The following is a 20,335-nucleotide window of genomic DNA, read 5'->3' on the forward strand; positions in this document are numbered from 1 at the left end:
TGTAACAAACTTACTATTGAGGTGAACCATGCTTAACTTTGATGTACTCGTCATCGGCAGCGGCGGCTCAGGAATGCGGGCCGCCCTGGAGGCCGGCCGTCAGGAAGGCCTGTCTGTCGGCCTGATGACCAAAATGTTTCCCACCCGCTCGGCCACCGGCTGTGCCCAGGGTGGCATCAACGGCTCCCTGCAGAATGCCGATCCTAATGACTCCATAGAAAAACATATTTTTGATACCGTTAAAGGCAGTGACTATTTGGGCGACCAGGATGCCATCGAGCATTTTATCAGCAATATGCCGGACGCTATCCGGGAGCTCGACTACTTTGGCGTCCCATTTTCCCGTGACGGTGAAGGCCGCATTGCCCAGCGCAATTTCGGCGGCGCTTCTTCGCCCCGCACCTGTTTTTCCGCTGACGTAACAGGCCATGTTATCCTGCACACCCTTTACGAGCAATGTCTAAAACATGGCGTGAAAATACTGGCTGAGTGGTATCTCTTGCAAATCGTGACCGACGAGGGCAAACTGTGCGGCGTTGTCGCCTATGATATGAAGGGCGGTCAAATTGTTCCTATTACCGCCAAAGCTATCGTAGTGGCAACAGGCGGAGCCGGCCGCATGTACTGGCTGCGCACCACCAATCCGTTTACCTCAACCGGCGACGGCATTGCCGCCTGCCTGGAAGCGGGTATCCCCGTGAAAGATCCCGAGTTTGTGCAATTCCACCCAACCGGACTGGCCGGCACCGGTATTCTGATGTCAGAAGCCTCCCGCGGCGAAGGCGGCTATCTCTTAAATAACAAGGGCGAACGCTTCATGTCCCGCTATGCACCGGAAAAGATGGAATTGGCCACCCGTGACCTTGTTTCCCAGGCCATTGAGACAGAGATCAAAGAAGGCCGGGGCTTTGGCGGTCAGGGTTTAAGCGCCTATGTACAGCTTGATCTCCGGCATTTGGGCCGGGAAAAAATCCTGGAGCGCCTGCCGCAAATCCGCGAACTGGCAATTACCTTTGAGCAGGTTGACCCCATCGAGCAGCCGATCCCCATCCGTCCCAGCTGTCACTATTCCATGGGCGGCATTGACGTAATTGACTACCGCACCTGTGCGACAGCCGTAGAAGGTGTTTTCGCCGCCGGCGAAGCGGCCTGCGTATCGGTGCACGGCGCTAACCGCCTTGGCGGCAATTCGCTGGCTGATATTGTGGCTTTCGGCAAATTTGCCGGACAAGGCGCAGTAGCCTGCGCCAGAAAGCGTCAGGCAATCCCCAGTGAGCCCATAGAAAAGGCCGCAGCGGAGTGGAATACCAAATTCACCGCCGTTACTACCAAAGACAAAGGCCTGTCCACTGCCGCTATTCGCGACCGGCTGGCTGAAATCATGTGGAATAATGTCGGTGTTTTCCGCACCGCCAGTGAAATGGAAGCAGCACTCACCGTTGTTGACAGCCTTATTCAGGAATATAAGGATGTTATGGTCCCGGATCAAAACAAGCTTTACAATACTGCCTTTGTCAACTATATCGAGCTCGGCAGCATGCTCGCCGTGGCCAAAGCAGTTGTCCTCGGCGCTCTCCATCGCCAGGAAAGCCGGGGCAGCCATTGCCGCGCCGATTTCCCCGCCCGCGATGACGCCAACTTCCTGAAGCACACCCTGGTGTCCAGGGAAGGCCAGGCGTACAATATATCTTACCGGCCAGTAGTTATCACCAAATATCCGCCGGCAGAAAGGAAATATTGATGCGCCAGATAATATATAAAATTCAACGCTTTGACGGAGCCAAAAGCTACCTGCAGGAATACACCTTCCCCCACCAGCCGGGCAAAACTTTGCTCTGGGGCTTAATTACCATTAAAGAGACCATTGATCCCACCCTGGCTTTCACCGCCGCCTGCCGCTCGGCCGTATGCGGCGCCTGTGCCATTCGGGTTAACGGTCAGGCCTTTCTGGCCTGTGAAACACCACTGGACAACATTTTAGAACTCTTTGGCGATGCGCTTACCATTGAGCCAATACAAAACTTCAAAGTGATTCGCGACCTCGTTGTCGACTGGGATGCCAAGGCTGAGCGCCTGGCAGCTGCGAAAGCATGGCTGGAGCCTAAAGACGAGTTCAAGGCCCAGGAAGGCTGCCGGCAGCAAATCGCCGATTTTAGAAAAATCAACCCGCAAATCAACTGTATTCTGTGCGGCGCCTGTGCTTCTGAATGTTCCAAACTGAGCGCCGGTAATCAAGATTTCTTGGAACCTTTTACCTACTCCAAGGTCTGGAAATTTGTCGCCGACACCCGTGACAAATCAGCTAAAGAGCGTATCAAAGCCATTTTGGATAAAGGCTTATGGAAGTGCCTGCATTGTGTGGAATGCACTACCAAATGCCCGAAAGGCCTGGCCCCCGGTTCTGATATCGCCCGTCTGCGCCAGATGTCGATCAAAATGGGCTATACCGATAATCCCGGCGCCCGTCACGCCCTGGCCTTCCTGCAGGATATTGAGGATACCGGCCGCCTGAACGAAACCAAGCTATCGGTAAAAACCATCGGCCTGTTCGGATCGATGGCTAAGCTGCCGTTCGCCCTGCGCCTCCTCCGCCGCGGTAAACTCAATCCGCTTCATTCTCCCAGGAAAGTCAAAGGTCATGAGCAAATCGCAGCCATTCTCAAGGCAGTAAGGGAGAGTGAAAAATAATGAAGTACGCATTTTTTCCCGGCTGCGTCCTGGAGGGAGCGGCGAAAGAAAACTATATCGCCACAACAGCAGTTGCCAGAGCCCTGGGTATTGAACTGATCGAAATTCCCGGCTGGACTTGCTGCGGCGCTTCCCATGTGCAGGATGTCGATGATCTGGCGGCAACCGCCATCAATGCCCGCAATATTACCCTGGCTGAACAAATGAATTTGCCGCTGTTAACGGTTTGCAATACCTGTACCTTGATGCTGCGCAACGCCAAAGCCAAACTGGATAACGGCCTGAAGAAACAAGTTAACGACATTCTGTCGGCCACCGGCCTGGAATATAAGGGAACCAGTGAAGTCACCCATTTACTCTGGGTCCTCATAAACGATTTCGGTCTTGACCGACTGCAAAAGCTTGTCAAGAAACCCTTGCGCGGACTGAAAGCAGCTGCCTACTACGGCTGCCATATCCTCCGGCCGCCGGCAATTATGAATTTCGAAGACCACGCCAACCCGCAGTCTCTCGAAAAACTCATTGCGGCCCTTGGCGCCCAGCCTGTCGATTTCGCCGCAAGGCTGGATTGCTGCGGCTTTCATGCCACCTATACGGCTGAACAGGATATGATCCGCATTACCGGCAAAACCAACCAATGCGCTGTCAAAGCCGGCGCCGACTGTATTGTTACGCCATGCCCGCTGTGCCAGATGTCACTTGACATGAACCAGCCGGAAGGCCAGGCAGCGGTTGGCTGCCAGCAGGAAATGCCGGTGCTGCATCTTGCCCAGTTAATCGGACTGGCTCTCGGCTTGTCTCCTGAACAGCTTGGCATGAATATGCATATTGCCGGCCGCGAACAAATCAAGGTAAAAGTAACAAACTAACGGAATAAAAACCGGCCACCTTCTCTTAATTGAGATGGTGGCCGGTCTTCTTATCTACCTGTTACTTCGCCCGCTTAAGCCCCTGAATTTCAGCTTCATGCCGGGTAGTACGGGTGGCTAAAACATCGAGCATATCCGAGTGGTGAATTTGAGTCAGTTCAATCTTGTCCACTTTTTCGCCTAACAAGTGAACCATGGACACAACGTCGGCAAAGCCTTTCTCCATTTTGGCTTCAAGCTCTTGCATATCCTGCTTCAACACACTGACATCCTGTTTCAGCACTCCGACATCCTGTTTCAGCACTCCGACATCCTGCTTCAAACCGCTAACGTCCTGCCGTAACTCTTCGGTAACGGCATTATTATGGCCTACCATTTGAATAAGCTGCGCCATCATGTTTTCGAGCCGCCCAAACCGTTCTTCACTCATAATGTTTTTCCCCACCCCCGTATGTCATTAGTCCGACATTTTTGTTTTTATTATAGCACAATACGCAGTTTTATACTATCAATTGCCTGCCGTTATCTGCACCCAGATCTATTTCTTGAATTGATATAAATTCGCTGAATCATAGCACTTATTTGCCAATTAGAGGAATGATTGGAAATGTTTGCAGGATTATTTTTGCTATTGTCAAATAGCAATTATTAGCAACACTGTATACCTGATTCTCAAAAAGACTGAGGAGGGTTCCAGATGAAAAGCTATCAAATGTTTATTAACGGCGAATTTGTATCCAACCGTTCAGGCCGGACTACCACCGTCATGAATCCGGCCACTGAAGAAATTATCTCGGAGATTCCCGAAGGTACAGTTGCCGACGTGGATGCCGCGGTAGACGCTGCCGAGCAGGCCCAAAAATCATGGGCGAAGCTGCCGGCCATTGAGCGAGCCGGCTATCTGCGGGAAATAGCCCGGGGCGTTAGAGAGAATTCAGAAGAACTGGCGCGAACCATTGCCGAGGAGCAGGGAAAAATCCTGCCACTGGCCAGAGTGGAAGCTAATTTCACCGCCGATTACATTGATTATATGGCTGAGTTTGCCCGCCGCTATGAAGGCGAGATTATTCAGAGTGACCGGTCTAATGAAAATATATTTCTTTTTAAATTGCCGATTGGGGTTATTGCCGGTATCTTACCCTGGAATTTCCCCTTCTTCCTGATCGCCAGAAAAATGGCTCCCGCGTTGGTAACCGGTAATACCATCGTCGTCAAACCCAGCCGCGAAACTCCTAATAACGCTTTTGAATTTGCTAAAATTGTCGCCAAGACTTCACTGCCCAAAGGTGTATTCAACCTGATTTCCGGCCCCGGCTCATCGGTGGGCAACGCTTTGGCCGGTCATCCCAAAATCGGTATGGTCAGCTTTACCGGCAGCGTGGACAGCGGCGTTGCCATCATGCGGGCCGCCTCGGAAAACGTAACCAAGGTTTCCCTGGAACTGGGCGGCAAAGCGCCGGCTATCGTCATGGCTGACGCCGATCTTGATCTGGCAGCCGCCGCTATTCGCAGTTCCCGGATTATCAATACCGGCCAGGTGTGCAATTGCGCGGAAAGAGTTTATGTACATGAATCGGTAGCCGACAAGTTTATTGAAAAAGTAACGGCCGCCATGAAAAATACCAAATACGGTAATCCGTTAACCGAGCCGGACATCGATATGGGGCCGCTGGTCAGTAAGCAGCAACTGGAACTGGTTGAAGCGGCAGTCAAACAAGCAGTGTCCGACGGAGCCAAGCTTATTTTAGGCGGCAAGCGGGCGGAAACAGCGCGCGGCTTCCACTATGAACCGACCGTCCTGACCAATTGCGGGCAAAAAACCGCCATCATGCAGAAAGAAACGTTTGGTCCGGTATTGCCCATTACCACCTTCAAAGATCTGGATGAAGCCATCGAACTGGCGAATGATTGTGAATACGGTCTCACCTCCTCTATTTATACCCAAAACCTTGATGTAGCCATGCGGACGTGCAAAGAGATCAAATTCGGCGAAACATATATCAACCGCGAAAACTTTGAGGCCATGCAGGGCTTCCATGCCGGCTGGCGCAAATCCGGCATTGGCGGCGCCGACGGCAAACATGGCCTGGAAGAATATCTCCAGACTCATGTTGTGTATCTGCAGTACAATCAAAATATTAAATAGTTTCAAGTTTTTCTGGCGGAAACTAAAACGATCAACTCCTTCTTGCTGAGGGATTTGATCGTTTTTTCATTGCCACGGTACTAGGTAGCCAAAAGATTATTTTCCCGCATTTTTCGCCACAAGGTCGTACAGCTAATACCGAGGCGCCCGGCCGTACGGTAGCGGTTATTTCTCTCCTGCTGCAGCACCCGTAAAATTACCTGCTTCTCGGCTTCCTGCAAAGCCATTGCCAGGTTGTCCTCAAGACTTATTGGGGGAATCGATCTATCCGCCAGCGAGTTACAAAACTTGGAAGGGAGGTGATGAACTTCCAGCGTTCGCTCTTCCGCATGCACCATATTCAGGGCACTTTCAATACAGTTCTGTAATTCCCGAATGTTACCCGACCAGGGATAACTTTGAAAAATGTCATAAACCGCTTGCGCCACCTGGGAAATGTTTTTACCCAGCAGCGGATTGTACTTGACAATAAAGTAATTCGTTAACAGGGGGATATCCTTAGTCCGCTCTTTTAAACAAGGCACGCGCAGTTCGATTACATTAATCCGGTAGTACAGGTCCTCGCGAAATCGCTTTTCTTCAATCAATTGAACCAAATCTTTATTGGTAGAAGAAATAATACGCACATTTACCGGGATCGGTTTGGTGCTGCCGATGCGGGTCACCTCCCGTTCCTGGAGAACCCGGAGCAGTTTGGCCTGTAAATCCCAATCCATTTCACTAATTTCATCCAAAAAAACTGTCCCGCCGTCAGCCGCTTCGAACACGCCGGTATTGCCGTTTTTCTTGGCGCCGGTAAAAGAACCATCCACATAGCCGAATAAATTGGCTTCAATTAAACTGGATGGCAAAGCCCCGCAATTAACGGCAATAAACGGCCGGTTGCGCCGGTCGCTGGTATTGTGGATGGCTTGGGCGAACAATTCCTTGCCGGTCCCGGTAGCGCCGTAAACCAAAACCGAGGAAACGCCCTGGGCCACATACTGTACAATGGTCTTGCATTTTTGGACGGCCTCGCTCTCACCAATAATATCGGCAAGACTGTAGCGGGCATATTGAAACTTTTTTACCTCATCCAACAGCTTCTGCTTTTGCGATACCATCACTTCATTATTAAAACCCAGACCGTATTTTTCGGTTATGGGGATGCGCACCGCCGTTACTCCCTGCATAGCAATGGATTCGCCAATGACAGGCTTCTGGGTAACAATGGCTTCATAAGCGGCCTGGCTGATTTTGCCGATGAGCTTTTCACTTCTTTTGCCGGTATGGTCGGCGGTTTCCAGTCGCACGCCGCGGTGATCGAATAATACCGCGTCACCGCCGGCAACCCGGGCGATCATCGGCAGCGCCTGCGACAACGCTTCCCTCAGCCTGCTGTCCCGTTCCACCCGCTCTACATTGCTGCAGCACAGCACATAGTCGCCAATCGGCATCGCCCACGCTTCCGCATTCTCAACAAACTGGGACGGCCCCATGACCGGCATTTGTTTTTCACCGGCCTGCCTGGCAATATCATAAACTTCTCCCTGATATTTGCTTATTTCCCGTCCGTGTGAATCCACGTTTTTCAGCCTTCGCCCCAACCGGTCGGTTACCGTGGCGTACCCCCCCGTAATACGGGCAATAAAAGGCAGCGATAAACAAAGATGCTCTAACAGTTCTTTCTTATCCATCATTCCACCCGCCTAAAGCTGCTGCTTAATTATAAATGCATCACCCGGCAATACACGCAGTTACACCCGGGGAATCTTCAGGGCGAAAAACCGCCTAAAACCCCCTCAATCTGTAACGAAAGTAGTTGCTTACCCTATAGTATAGGTGTAAACTTTATATTGATAAAGTGAATATTTGTAAAGCGTTGCTTGCAAAAAAATCATGTAAGGGCAGAGGAGGTGATTGATCTGTCAATATTTAAGTTCAAGGTTTTTTGCACGATTGTCGATGCAGGCAGCATGACCAAAGCGGCCGACCTGCTTAAACTGTCACAGTCCGGCGTTAGCCACGCCCTCGCCAGTCTGGAAACCGAGTTCGGCTTCCCTTTGCTTACCCGGGACCGCTCCGGCATCGCGCTAACCAGCAATGGCGCACGGGTATTGGCCTATGTGCGGGAAATTCTCCACTATAATGAACGGCTTACCCATGAGGTGGCGGCGATTAACGGCCTGGATGTCGGCACGGTCCGCATCGGTACATTTACCAGCGTCTCCACGCAGTGGCTGCCGGAAATTATCACCCGGTTTCACAGCCGCTTTCCGGCCATTGATATCGAATTGCTGGACGGCAACTATGATGAGATTGAAGACTGGATTACCAACGGCGCGGTGGATTTTGGCTTTGTCTCCCTGCCAACCGTAAAATTGTATGAGACTATGCCGCTCAAAAAGGACAGCTTACTTTGTATTTTGCCGGATCAACATCCTCTCGGGCATAAGGAGTCCATTTCCTTTGTGGATATTAAAGACGAGCCCTTTATTGCCACAAAATGGGGCAGTTATGATGAAATAAAGCGCATCTTAGCTGAACGTAGCGTAAAATTAAAGATAAAATATGAGGTAACAGAAGCTCGCGCCATTATTACCATGGTCAAAAACGGCTTGGGCATCAGTATTCTGCCGGAAATGACGCTAACCCAACTGCCTGAGCCGGTTCGTGCCGTCAGCCTGGAACAAACTTTCTACCGGACAATAGGCATTGCCACAAACTCCTTAAGAAACAATTCACCTGCCGCCAAAAAATTCATTGAATGCACCAAGTCCTGGCTAGCAACGCATAAGCCGCCTGATTTTTAAGGGTTCTTAATTTATATAATTTATCAGGGTCTGCCTCTGCTATTTCTACGCGGAAGCTGACCCTGATTTCGCTTTTTCTGCGTTTTTCTCTATACAATAGCTGGATGTTCTGTACCCTGCCGTCAAAATTACGCCACAACCTCAATGTTCAGCTTACGGGCCGCTGCTTTGGCTTCTGCTATCGACGGCACCGCTTTTTTTATAACCAAGCATCCCCCGCCCCGGTTTAGCGTTGCAATCATGGCACCTTTTTCGGTGGCATAAATGGTAATGCGCTGCATGTGCTGCTCATTTACTTCGAAGATCTCTATTGTCAAATTACTTGCCAGCACATCATCCATGATTCTCCGGTATAAAGTGGAATTGTCGGCAGCAGCGCCATACACGGCCGCCATTAATATACCGGGAATCGTAATCCCGCGCCTGGCGAACAGTTCCGAATACAATTCTATTTTTATGCCGGTAATGTCGCCCTTAACCAGCGCGTGGGCAATTCTGGCGGCATTGGCCGGCGAACCCACCGCCTGGCTGCTGCCGCCGACAACAGCTTCCCCGAAAGGCTTAATAATGGAATTTGTCTTTGCCGCAAGCCCTCTGGCCTCCTGGCGGATCTCAGCCAGAGTGTTGTCAACGCGCGCTACGTCCTCATTCTTTACCAGAATATCAATGTACTGCTCCACTGCGGCATTTTTCTTATAAAACGGCTCCATATATTTTGTAACCGCCGGGACAATATGTTTGGCGGACAGAGGGTGAACCGCAGCCGCCAGGGCGATCATTACATCAGGCGGCACCGTTACCGGAATGGTCGTCTTGACAACCAGATTGGCTGCCAGATACCCGGTCAGCACCCCGCCGCCCAAGTGCGCGGCGCACAAACCGGCCACCATGACCTGTGGCGTACAGGGGCCGGCAATCGTGGGCGACAAGGCTAACACAACCGCCTGGCCCACTTGCCGGGGTGTTGCCTCCAGCATCTCGGCAACTACGGCCGCCGTAACGGCCGCCCCGGCGCCCAGCCCTTCCATATTGCAGCCGGACGTTGATTTTCCCGCCCGGAAAATACCCCCCAGTTTCAACATCAATGCCGCCAGGCTGGCCGTATCCTGATTGTTGCCCCGTAAATCCAGCAGAGTCTTTATCAGACCGGTATACACGCAGGCATCGCCGGTACCGGCGCAGGGCATCAGACCGATGACATGATTGCCGACCTGGGCGCTGAGGGTATACTTTAGGACTTTGTTGACAAACCGGTCGCCGATCAAACATACTTCCTCATCGGCCAGATCTTGCCCCACAGTCCCCATTACCAGGCTTTTCCCTGATGTCAGGCCAATTTCCATAGCATACAGGTTGTGACTGAAACTGGCCATAATCGCCGAAGTTACTTCTTCCCGCGTCATTTGCTCGGTTGTCATGGTTTCCTGAATAATGATGTCACTTACCCGCACCTGTAGATCACTTGCTAACTCAATACATTCGCCGAAGGTCAGGACGCCGGGGGTATAATCCCGCTCCCGCACCGCATTCTCAAACCGCTCCTTCATAGTACCCTCCTGTCCGGCGACGATAGTATCCGGCTATTCGAACAAACCGTCACGATAAGCCGTTAAATAATCCCCGCAATACTCGTCCTGGTCTAAGAGGGCTTTAGCCGCGTAAATAACCCCCATCATCCCCTTATCGGTCGGATTTAAGATATAGCCGTCCATACCCAGGGTCATGGTCTGTACAACAAACATCCGGTTTAAAATCTTACGGTATGGCAGGCCGAAGGAAATGTTGCTCAGGCCACAGGCAAAATGAACCTTAGGATATTGTTCCTTAATTAGTTTAATGGTCTCTAACACTTCGATGCCCGCCCCGCTTACAACGCTGACCGGTTTTACCAGCGGGTCGAAATGAATATTCCCGGCGGGAACGCCAGCTTCGGTCAGCTTGGCATACAGACTGCCGACCACTTTCATCCGGTCGGCGGCAGTATTGGGCATACCATTGTCATCCATGCACAGTGCTACAATTTTGGCCTCGTAAGCCAGCACTAACGGCAGCACTTCCGTAAATCTGTCTTGTTCATCAGTAATCGAGTTAATCATCGGCTGACCGTACTTGGCCAGTTTCAGTCCGGCTTCCAGCGCCTTGGGATTGGGACTGTCAATACATAGCGGCGCCTCGACGGCTTCCTGAATGGTATTGACCAGCCAAGCCATAATTTCTACTTCATTGTGCACTTTATTGCCGCAGTTTACGTCCAAATAGGTAGCACCCGCCTCCATCTGGGCAGCCGCCACCCTTTGAATGCACGCAGCGTCCCTATTGTCAACAGCATCGCTAATCTCCTTACGGCTGGTATTAATCAACTCACCAATAATGATCATGATGATTCCTCCTGCTGTAATTGCTCTTTATTCCTGTCGTAAAAATCCGGCAGCCGGAAACCATTCAAATTTTCCGGCTGCCTGAACTTCCTGTTGCGTTACCCTGCTTTTAAGCCAGCATTTGCGTGGCAATTTCCTTGGCAGCGATGGCATCGGCGCAATACGCGTCGGCTTTGACTTCGTCGGCAAATTCCTGGGAAATGGGCGCGCCGCCAATCAAAATCTTTACACTGTCCCGCAGGCCGGCAGCTTCAATAGCGTCGATGGTTTCCTTAATGGCCATCATGGTTGTAGTCAACAGCGCTGTTAAACCAAGGAACTGGGGTTTGTGCTCCTTGATAGCGTCAATAAATTTCTGCACCGGTACATCGACCCCGAGGTCAATCACTTTAAATGCGGCGCTTTCCAAAATCAATCTAACTAAGTTTTTGCCAATATCATGCAAATCGCCGACTACCGTACCGATAACAAAAGTAGCTGCCTGTTTGCCAGCGGCGTCGCCGCCCAAAAGCGGCTGGAGAAGTTCCATACCGCCGCCCAGTGCTTTGGCTGACCGCAATACTTCCGGCACAAACATTTCCCCGGCCTTAAATTTTGGCGCAATAATATCCATGCCGCCAAGCAAACCTTTATTGATAATATCATCGGCAGCGGCGCCGCTGTCGATCAGATTCTGGGTAAGAGCTTTAACCCCTTTGATATCGCCTTTATATACAGCCTGTGCCAATGCTAAAAAATCACTCATAGTTACATTCCTCCTGAAATATAGTTAATCTTCATAGTAGATAGCTTCCGCCTTGGCCAAAGCGCCGTAGAATTCATCCAGTACTGCTTTATCCGTCTCTTTGGTCATATAACTGACGACTACCATCAGCACAGCTGAAGCCAGCATGCCGAATACACCGTACCAGCTGTCCCCCAGGCCATACTGATAGGTAAGAATTACGCCGATAACGCCTGCGACCGAAGCTACCAGCGCCGCCGGCGCCGTGGCCCGCCGCCAGTACAGAGCCGCAACCAGTACCGGGAATATCGGCATAACCAGGGCGATGGCAAACATAATCAGCGTCCACATCAAATCCGGCGGATTGAGCGCCAGCCATAAAGCCGCCAGCCCCAAGGCCACAACCGCCAGACGGGCAATGGTGATATGCACATTGGGACCGACATTCAGTTTTAACAATCTGTTAAGGATATCTTCCGAAATGATGGAACCGGCCACCAACAGGTGGGACGTTGCCGCCGACAAACCTTTAGCCAGCGTGCCCCAGACAAATACCGCCATAAGAACGGCGGCAAAACTGGCCGCCTGCGGCGAAATAATTTTGGTAATCAGCATGGGAATGACCAGTTCGGTTTCAGCGCCTTTTAAGCCTGGCACCAGTGCAATGGCCGTAAAGCCGATAAACATGGTGCCGGACCAGACAATAACCTGCAAAACGGGTTGAAAGAACATCAGCCGGCGCTGTCCGGCCATATCTTTGCCAAAATAGCCGGCCCGGATGAAAACGTCAGGCAGCATGATCGTCCAGCCGATCGCACAGGCAATCGGATAGCCGAAACGGGCCGAATATGGCACCCAATGTTCCGGTCCGGGATACGAAAACCATGAATTGGTACCTTGCCAGACATTAGCCACGGCAGAGAATAAATCGCCGCCGAATCCATAGGCTATGGCGGCGATCCCGATGGACCACAGGGCCGCCATAAAGATCCAGGCCTGTACCGTCGCCGCCCAGGCGACTGATTTTACGCCGCCGAACGGAATAAACAAGAGGGCTGTCAGACCAACAAAGATTACAGCGCTGGACTCTGTTATAGCTCCATGCGTGGCCACGGCGGCCGCCTTGCCGCAGGCGATATAAATCGCGGCGGCATACGGCATGGACACGCAGAAGAACACAAGGGCCAACACCAGGCGCAGCGCGGGGCTCCGGAAACGGTCCACAAAGATATCGGCCTGGGTCGTGTAATTCCTCTGCGTATTTAATAGCCATACCTTGTTCATCACAAAATAGGTAAGAACGGGAAACAATGGAATATAGCTCAGTTCCGACATAAAATAGCCAAACCCGCCGCGATAGTAGCCGCCCGGTCCGGCAAAGAACACCCAGGTGCTCATGAGCGCGGCGATATACGTCATGCACAGTACAAACCAGTTTATCGTGTTGCCGGCCGTATAAAAATGCCGGGCCGATTTATTCTTTTCCTGCCACCAGGTATATACCCCAAAAGCAATCAGCGCACCCATGTAGATAATATAGAGCGCCCAGGTTGTAGAAGCGGTTAACATTACATCGCCTCCTTACAATGGTTGTCCTGCTTGGAAACAGCAGGTTCCTCGCTCTGCGCCGGCACGCGCCTGAGGTGCCGTTGCTTGCTAAGCACCGCCATACCGCCGTAAACAACGACCCACAGAGGAACAATCGTCAGCAGGCCGTGCCACAAGGCAGCGTTGGAATCACCATAGACAGGAACTCCCGGCAGGTTATACAGGGCATAAAATAATATTGTCAGCCCCAGCCACCATTTTTCTGTTTTCTTATAAGGTTTCTCCATATATGTCCCTCCTTTTGATCCGCCAATCCAGGAAGAGTATCCAAACGGTTCATTAGCTATTTGGTTATCAGCTGTTTGTCAGCCTGCTGCACGATTTCATCCATGTTTCGCAGGACTTCTGCAGGTACGGCGCTTGGTTCATACGTTGACATGATGTTCTGGTAAACGTCTTTGGCCCGCGCCAGCATGTCTTTGCTACCGGCTTTTACCCAGTTTGGCCGTGAATCACGGTTAAAGGTAGGCAGCCGGAGTGAATCGCGGAAATGCTCGAAGGTATGATCCATATCGACAAAAGATTCTTTGCCGGTCAATTCCATAACTTCATTCCAGGCCAGCATATCCTCGTTGATTTCCAACCCCCTCAGCAGTTTTTTGGTCATAGCGAAAATATCGTTGTCAATGATGAGCTGCAGCGGGCTGATGGTCTTGGCAACCTCCAGCTGTCCGGCGCCGCCCAGCACTGAAGCCCCGGCTAAAGCCAGCATATGGGCCAGGGATGTTCTTTCGGCCATGCACTGGCCGTCCAAAAGGAAACTGTCGGTGCCGGTACCGTAGCTGTGAGCAGGGATATTATAGCCATCTTCAAACAACTGCATGGCCACCATTCTGCCCATTGTGGTTTCAATTGGCGACTGCAGCGTATAGGTTGTCAGCATGTCCATGGCAAATAGCAGCGGTGTGGCAATAACCGGCAAACCGGGCGCAATCAATTGGGCCATTATGATCTGGGCCATAACTTCGGTCGAAGCCAGCAGCGCTATGCCCTGCGGGGTAACCGGCGCATTGGCGCCGGCGGCCGGCAAGGAACAAGGCTGGATGGGGACCCCGTACAGGCAGCTTTGGTAAAGTGCTTCCATGTCCATATATTTATATTGGAAAGGAGGCACCGAACAGGTTATAAAGCTGATAATCGGCCGCTTCTTCAGTTCTTCTTTACCGCCTGCCCGGGCCGCCGCCAGTTCCAGCAGGTACTTAACATTAGCAGCCTCATAAGGCTGTACCCAAATATGTTTTTTACTATGTTCCAGCATGGTTCTAAGCGTATGAATGTCGATAGCTTCGCCGGGAACCGATTTGCCGGAGGTGGACGGCAGTGCGCAAAAATCAATGTGCGGTAAAGAGTTGATCAATTTGCTCCACTCGGCAACTTCTGCAATGGTAACATTATGATACTCGCCGCCGGCTGTTAAATAATTCATGCCGCCGGTACAGGTCCGGGTATAGAAAGCGCCGTCAGGATGAGGAAAAGTGAGATCATATTGGGGATCAGGCGCCGCCAGGGTAAATGTTTTCGGGACACTTTGCAAGGCTTTGTCAATAACCGTCTTGGGAAACTTCACCAGACCGGTTGCCGTGTCCACCTCGGCGCCGCCATTTCTTAGAGCCTCCATGGCCTGCGGATGGTCGATTTTTACGCCTTTGGCCGACAGCAGCGTCTCAACCTTTTCTTTCAGAAATTCAAGCTCATTGGCAGTCAGAATTTTGGTGTTCAGTGATTTCGCCATAAGAATACCCTCCTCAAAATAGTTGTGTCAGCCTTACTTGGCCGCGCTTTAGCGGCAAGCAGTCGATGCAGGTTACCTCCCTCTACAATAATTTTGCTTGCAAGAATAAATGCCTTTTGATACACCTCTATAAAGCAATATTCATGCCAACTCTTGCTGCCTCCCGACAATAATGGGCAATTCCGGTATGCCGGCTTGTAATCCGTTATACAGACACTCTGTATTCATAGTAAATAAGGTGTACACCCACCGGCTTAGTATAAAAAAATCATACTTTAGTAAGCAATTTTTATGTAATACAGTCCCTGTAGGATTCTTTTGTCTTCTTTTTTGAAAATACATTAAAACCTTAATCAGCCTGCCAATAACTTAAATTTCAAATAATTTGTTTTTGTATGGTAAACAAATTATTGCTAACTCGCTGTTTTGACAATATTTTTTTTCAGCAGCCAGCTAAATACTGTTCTATCGTATACAAAAAACATCATTACTCCTGAAATAAAAAATACGCTTAGCAACCCGCTGCCCGTTTTGCCCAGCGGCTGCTAACCGTATTCACCAATGAATAGCTTTCAATATTGAAAGAGTTTCAGGAATATATTATAAGCAATCAGGCAGAATCAGGCAATAGCAATCCTTTCAGGAGTGAAAGATTCTTTCATCCTTGAAAGAATTATCTGATTAAAGGCGAAGTCGTCCCAGAATTTGGGACGACTTCGCCTTTATAAATAATTTATGTAACGGAAGTTGTTGGCCTGCTAGCTGTCGACGGCAATCCGCCGGACCTGGGCAAAGGCATGGTTTACATAGCCTTGCAAGTAACTGAGTTCCTCCGCGGAGAGATGGGCGAAACGCTTCATCATCCGGGTAAAGTTTTCTATGGGCTCAGGCTGCTCCACCTTATGAGTCAGCGTTATTTGGCCATTTTCCGCTTCCCACAGAGGAAAGTAATTGGTTGCGACCGCCGCTCTGGTTACCTCGACAACGCGGCTGGGATCGAATTTCCAGCCGGTAGGACACGGCGCCAGTACGTGAATGTAAGCCATCCCTTCTTTAACCGCTTCTTTGGCTTTTATCAGCTTGCGCATAAAATCCTCCGGATAAGCCAGTGTGGCTGTTGCCGTATATTTGATTCCGTGGTAGGCCATAAGCAGCGGCACATTCTTAGGGGTTCCCTGCCGCCCCCGGCCCCGGCTGCCAACCTGGGTGGTATTCGTCCAGCTGCCGAACGGGGTCGTGCTGCTTCTTTGAATGCCGGTATTCATGTACGCTTCGTTGTCATAACAGATATAGAGTATCCGCTCGCCTCTTTCGGCCGCCGCCGACAACTGCCCGAAGCCAAGATCGGCCGTTGCCCCGTCGCCGATGATGGCGAGACAAATGGTATCCTTGCCGATATGCCGGAAATAGCGGGATACGCCGGTGGCGCTTGACGCCACCTGAGTCATAAGCGTGCCGTAATAGGGCACTTTTGCTTTGGAACTTAAGACATTGCAGCTTGGAGCGCCAAACAGTACAACATCCTTGCCCAGTATCCGCAGGGCATGCCTGTCCACCAGTTCCATGCCGCAGCCGGCGCAATAGGGCAAACCGGGCGACAGCAGGTCTTCACCCATTTGCTCGGCCACAACTCCGGCTTTGTCATAGGATAGAATAGCATGCGGGCAAGCTTTGCTGCATTCTGGGTTATCACCGCAGTTGTCACATTTCTCCGATTTGTGCTCAGCTTTTTTCGGGAAAATCCCGCCGTAAGGACATACCAGATTACACAGGCTGCAGCCTACACACCGCGTAGCGTCCAGCGTCACCGTACCACTGACGGACCGGCTTACAGCCCCGGTGGGACAAACGCTGAGACACTCCGGCTGACTGCACTGGTTGCAGGTTAACACCGAATGAAAGTCCTGTTCAGGCAAGTCAATTTTCTCAATGACAGGTTCTGACACAGCCGCAGTCCTGCTGCTGCAGGCTTCCACGCAGAGAGTGCATGCGGGCGGGCAGTTAATATCTCGAACCACAAGGGTATTATTTAGCATTTTTCTTTCCTCCTTTACGCTTAAACCGCCTTTTGTTTACCTTGTCTCAGCATTATCCAGCAGGCGGTTTCCCTCGGTTTGGCCAGCAATAGTTCCTGGTATTGCCGCACAGGAATCCGGTTTCTGATCAAATTGAGGAACACACCGGGATGAATGTTTTTGAGGTTAAGCGCTTCGGACCCCACCAGATACTCATCCTGAAATAGCAGTTTCAGGGATGTGTTGCCTGACTGTTTTTCCAATGTCTGATAACCAGCCTCGGCTTGCGGACCAGTAAGGCCGATACTAAACAGATTTTCATCAAAGCAGCGAAGATAGTTGCCGGGAATCCAGCCGGCGTATTCCATTTTTTTACCCGCCATATTGGCTCCCGCCACAGTTCCCTGGAAAACAGCCTCAGGCAGAATAGGGCAGGGAGCGTGCCGCCCGTCAAAGAAGGACGGGGCGGCGGCAACGTCACCGGCTGCGTACACATTAGGCAGATTAGTTTGCATATGGTGATTCACCTGCAGGCCGCCCTCTACAACCGGAATCTCTGTATTCGCGACCAAATTGGCAGCCACGCCGGTGGCCACAATCAGCCGGTCAACAACCAGCTTGTCGCCACTATTTATAACCAGTTCAAGCTGATTGCCGGTCAGTTTCACCGCGTTAAGCGTCGTATTGGCCAGTATGGTTGCACCATGCTTCTGAAACGCCTGTTCAAGCACGCTGACATGATTTGAACTGAAGTATTTTCTCAACAGCGAACTTCTGGCGATAATAATTACTTTATGTCCGGCCTCGCACAATTTTTCGGCCGCTTCAACCGCCACCAGCCCCGCTCCGTAAATAGCAATAGTTTGTTTTTTCTCCAATGTTTTCTGCAGTCTGGCAAAATCGGCGTAGGTTCTAAAGGTATAGATTTGATCCGGTGCCAAATGCTCTATAGGTGGTACTTGCGGTCGGGCACCGCTGGCAATCAGCAGTTTGTCATAGGCCGCGCGGGTGCCGTCACTAAATCTGACTTCGCTGGTTTCATGCAAAAGGGTCGTCACCTCTTTACCGCGAATCAGCTTTACATCCAGAGCCGCCAGCAATTCCTGTCCTTTGCTGAACAGTTCCGTTTCGGTAAGTTCCTGGCTAAGCAGATAAGGTAATACGGCCGGCGAATAAGGCAGGGTTTCTTCTCTGGTTACCAGCGTAATTTCTGCGCTTTTATCGTTAGTGCGGATAGCCTGGGCGGCGGCTAAAGCAGCCGGGCCGGCGCCAATTATCAAATGTTTACAGTTCACCGTGGCGACCTCCTTTTTAATCCCAAATCAACCAATTTGTCTCTGCTGTTTCTTTGCCGTTGAGGGCGGCAACTGTAACATACAGGGCCTTTTCAATATGATCGGCGGTAATATCGGTATTGCATAAGCCGTCAATGAAATCAACCATCCGGGGCGGATTGACCATGTCGGCTAAAACAGCTTTGGCCTCCATGTGCAGGTGGCCGCAATTCCAGCCGAGACACACGCTGCGGTCAATAACCGCCACACCTTTCTTACCGGCAAACACCTCGGCCAGTCTTTCCCGCGGATAGGGGCGAAACACCCTCATCCGGGCCAAGCCGGCTTTGATGCCTTTCTCCCGGGCCTGATCGATGACAACTCTGGCCGTGCCGGCGCAGCTGCCGGCGGTCAGAATCAGGATTTCGGCATCCTCGCTCCGGTACGTATCGACCATACCGCCATAGTGCCGGCCGAAAATGGCGGCGAACTCTTGTTCAATGGCTTCGATTTTTTCTTTGGCCCGTTCAAAGGCTTCCATGGTCTTATAACGGTATTCGGCAAACTCTTTACCCACAATACTGGGGCTGAAGTGCAGGTTTTTCCCGGAAACCAGACTGGTACGGGAGCTGTTTTTTACCGGTTCCAGGAATTTGTCCACAGCCTTTTGGTCAGGAATGTCGACCCGTTCCGATAAATGCGAAAGATAAAAACCATCATAGGCCACGACCACCGGCAGCAACACTTCCGGATCTTCGGCCAGACGATAGGCCATAATGACCGAGTCTAAGATTTCCTGGCAGGTTTCCGGTTCAATCTGAATCCAGCCGCTGTCGCGGATGCTCATAATGTCCTGGCGGCCGCCGCCCACGCCGCGCATAGAGGGTGTTTCCCTCGTAACATCAACCATTACGGCCGGTATCCGCATGCCGGCGCAATACATCAGGGCTTCGTTCATATACGCCAAACCCCAGGAGGACGTGGCGGTAAAGACCCGGCCGCCGGCCACACCGGCGCCGGTAATAACACTCATGGCCGTATGCTCGCCTTCCACCTCGACCATTTCGCAGTCAAGCTGCCCCTCCGCATGAAAGTGGGCTAATTCCTCGGCAAGCGGCGTCTGAGGAGTTATGGGATACATGGCAACCACATCCGGACGGGACAGCAGTACGCCGTTGGCCGCAGCCTTATTGCCGGTAAGTACTTTAATCATTACAGAACCTCCTCCGCTTTCATCATGATGGCGCGCGCCGGACATTGATTGGCGCAAATGCCGCAGCCTTTACAGTAATTGAGGTCGGGATGATAGTAACCGTCTTCGCCCAGCTTCATGCTGCCGGCCGGACAGTAAACGCTGCACCAGCCGCATAATCTACAGGCCGTCTGATTGGGCTGCGGCTGTTTGTACCGCCATTCGCCGGTCCGGGCCGTTATCAGCTTTTTATCGACATCGTCCCAGGCGGCCTCAAACGGGCTTGTCAGTTGGGGTGGCTTAATGGTGACATTCTCTATATTAAACGCCTTGTCAGCCGCTTTATCTTCAGCTTGCTTGGCAAAATGGCTTACCTTGACCTCTGCATAGCCCCGCTCCAGGCTTCTGATGTTTTTTGTCAGAACACTGCCGGTGAAGTAAAGTTCCATCGCCTGCTTCAGATCGTCCAGCACAACCAGCCCGGTAGCCCGCGCAAAAGCGCCCAGCATACAGGTATTGGTAATCGGCGTACCGGTCTCCTCCATGGCAATGCCTACCCCGTCCACCGTGGCTAAGAGCTGCTGTTTTACCTGTAAGTCGATAATATGCTGCTCATGCTTGGTATTGGCAATAATCATGCCGCCGTTTTTGAAGCCGTCGTAATTGGCGGCCACCTCGGTTAACGATTCGTCAAACATCAAGAGAATATCCGGCCGGTACACACGGGTGCGCTCCCGGATCGGCTTTTCCCCGAAACGGGCAAAAGCCATAACCGCCGACCCCCTTCTCTCTACTCCAAACGACGGGAATACCGATGCGTATTTTCCACCAAAAACAAACGCATTGGCCAGCATCTCGGCAGCGATTACCGTCCCTTGTCCACCCCGGCCATGCAACCTTATTTCCCCCATATAAAT

At 51.4% G+C, this 20,335-nt stretch carries 17 protein-coding genes; 5 read left to right on the forward strand and 12 right to left on the reverse strand.

Going from position 1 to position 20,335, the window contains the following annotated elements; translation table 11 throughout:
* Nucleotides 1-28: 28 nt before the first annotated feature.
* The 3 genes from SATMO3_RS25100 to SATMO3_RS25110 are packed head-to-tail and all read left to right on the forward strand — an operon-like array spanning nucleotide 29 to nucleotide 3,557.
* Nucleotides 29-1,741: an FAD-binding protein gene (locus tag SATMO3_RS25100; protein ID WP_371372823.1), complete on the forward strand. Its 1,713-nt coding sequence runs from the start codon at nucleotides 29-31 to the stop codon at nucleotides 1,739-1,741.
* A complete protein-coding gene (locus SATMO3_RS25105) occupies nucleotides 1,741-2,688 on the forward strand; it encodes a succinate dehydrogenase/fumarate reductase iron-sulfur subunit (protein WP_371372825.1) in 948 nt (315 codons plus the stop codon). The genes SATMO3_RS25100 and SATMO3_RS25105 overlap by 1 nt, the downstream gene beginning before the upstream one ends.
* Complete coding sequence (locus tag SATMO3_RS25110) at nucleotides 2,688-3,557, forward strand: CoB--CoM heterodisulfide reductase iron-sulfur subunit B family protein (RefSeq protein WP_371372827.1); 870 nt, start codon at nucleotides 2,688-2,690, stop codon at nucleotides 3,555-3,557. Before SATMO3_RS25105 ends, SATMO3_RS25110 begins: the two co-directional genes overlap by 1 nt.
* 61 nt (nucleotides 3,558-3,618) lie before the next feature.
* Here the strand turns inward: SATMO3_RS25110 and SATMO3_RS25115 are convergent, their stop codons facing one another.
* Complete coding sequence (locus tag SATMO3_RS25115) at nucleotides 3,619-3,987, reverse strand: hypothetical protein (protein WP_371372829.1); 369 nt, start codon at nucleotides 3,985-3,987, stop codon at nucleotides 3,619-3,621.
* Between the two features lie 267 nt (nucleotides 3,988-4,254).
* On the opposite strand from SATMO3_RS25115, the gene aldA reads away from it, so the two are divergent.
* Entirely contained in the window at nucleotides 4,255-5,703 is a 1,449-nt protein-coding gene (gene aldA / locus SATMO3_RS25120) for an aldehyde dehydrogenase (RefSeq protein WP_371372831.1), read from the forward strand.
* 80 nt (nucleotides 5,704-5,783) lie between these two features.
* Here aldA and SATMO3_RS25125 read toward each other — a convergent pair whose 3' ends face one another.
* The gene (locus tag SATMO3_RS25125) at nucleotides 5,784-7,382 is read right to left on the reverse strand and encodes a sigma-54 interaction domain-containing protein (RefSeq protein ID WP_371372833.1); all 1,599 of its coding nucleotides are present in this window, start codon (nucleotides 7,380-7,382) and stop codon (nucleotides 5,784-5,786) included.
* A gap of 216 nt (nucleotides 7,383-7,598) precedes the next feature.
* On the opposite strand from SATMO3_RS25125, the gene SATMO3_RS25130 reads away from it, so the two are divergent.
* Entirely contained in the window at nucleotides 7,599-8,495 is an 897-nt protein-coding gene (locus tag SATMO3_RS25130; protein ID WP_371372835.1) for a LysR family transcriptional regulator, read from the forward strand.
* 128 nt (nucleotides 8,496-8,623) lie between these two features.
* Here the strand turns inward: SATMO3_RS25130 and SATMO3_RS25135 are convergent, their stop codons facing one another.
* The 10 genes from SATMO3_RS25135 to SATMO3_RS25180 all read right to left on the reverse strand — a co-directional run bounded on the left by SATMO3_RS25135 (nucleotide 8,624) and on the right by SATMO3_RS25180 (nucleotide 20,329).
* Nucleotides 8,624-10,042 carry a hypothetical protein gene (locus SATMO3_RS25135; protein WP_371372837.1) on the reverse strand — a complete coding sequence of 473 codons (1,419 nt, stop codon included), beginning with the start codon at nucleotides 10,040-10,042 and terminating at the stop codon, nucleotides 8,624-8,626.
* Between the two features lie 33 nt (nucleotides 10,043-10,075).
* Nucleotides 10,076-10,873: a methyltetrahydrofolate cobalamin methyltransferase gene (locus SATMO3_RS25140; RefSeq protein WP_371372839.1), complete on the reverse strand. Its 798-nt coding sequence runs from the start codon at nucleotides 10,871-10,873 to the stop codon at nucleotides 10,076-10,078.
* Between the two features lie 109 nt (nucleotides 10,874-10,982).
* Nucleotides 10,983-11,618, reverse strand: a complete 636-nt coding sequence (locus SATMO3_RS25145; protein WP_371372841.1) for a cobalamin-dependent protein — start codon at nucleotides 11,616-11,618, stop codon at nucleotides 10,983-10,985.
* A gap of 24 nt (nucleotides 11,619-11,642) precedes the next feature.
* Nucleotides 11,643-13,166, reverse strand: coding sequence for a sodium:solute symporter (locus SATMO3_RS25150; protein WP_371372843.1), 1,524 nt, complete (start codon nucleotides 13,164-13,166; stop codon nucleotides 11,643-11,645).
* Entirely contained in the window at nucleotides 13,166-13,432 is a 267-nt protein-coding gene (locus tag SATMO3_RS25155) for a hypothetical protein (RefSeq protein ID WP_371372845.1), read from the reverse strand. The genes SATMO3_RS25150 and SATMO3_RS25155 overlap by 1 nt, the downstream gene beginning before the upstream one ends.
* 56 nt (nucleotides 13,433-13,488) lie before the next feature.
* On the reverse strand, nucleotides 13,489-14,937 hold the full coding sequence (locus SATMO3_RS25160) for a trimethylamine methyltransferase family protein (protein ID WP_371372847.1): 1,449 nt from the start codon (nucleotides 14,935-14,937) through the stop codon (nucleotides 13,489-13,491).
* A 758-nt stretch (nucleotides 14,938-15,695) separates the two neighbouring features.
* The gene (locus tag SATMO3_RS25165; protein ID WP_371372849.1) at nucleotides 15,696-16,973 is read right to left on the reverse strand and encodes a thiamine pyrophosphate-dependent enzyme; all 1,278 of its coding nucleotides are present in this window, start codon (nucleotides 16,971-16,973) and stop codon (nucleotides 15,696-15,698) included.
* A 20-nt stretch (nucleotides 16,974-16,993) separates the two neighbouring features.
* A complete protein-coding gene (locus SATMO3_RS25170; protein ID WP_371372851.1) occupies nucleotides 16,994-18,247 on the reverse strand; it encodes an NAD(P)/FAD-dependent oxidoreductase in 1,254 nt (417 codons plus the stop codon).
* A 16-nt stretch (nucleotides 18,248-18,263) separates the two neighbouring features.
* Nucleotides 18,264-19,439: a hypothetical protein gene (locus SATMO3_RS25175; protein ID WP_371372853.1), complete on the reverse strand. Its 1,176-nt coding sequence runs from the start codon at nucleotides 19,437-19,439 to the stop codon at nucleotides 18,264-18,266.
* Complete coding sequence (locus SATMO3_RS25180) at nucleotides 19,439-20,329, reverse strand: 2-oxoacid:acceptor oxidoreductase family protein (RefSeq protein WP_371372855.1); 891 nt, start codon at nucleotides 20,327-20,329, stop codon at nucleotides 19,439-19,441. The genes SATMO3_RS25175 and SATMO3_RS25180 overlap by 1 nt, the downstream gene beginning before the upstream one ends.
* Nucleotides 20,330-20,335: the final 6 nt, after the last annotated feature.

The sequence above is a fragment of the Sporomusa aerivorans genome, from assembly GCF_041428895.1.
Taxonomy (GTDB): domain Bacteria; phylum Bacillota; class Negativicutes; order Sporomusales; family Sporomusaceae; genus Sporomusa; species Sporomusa aerivorans.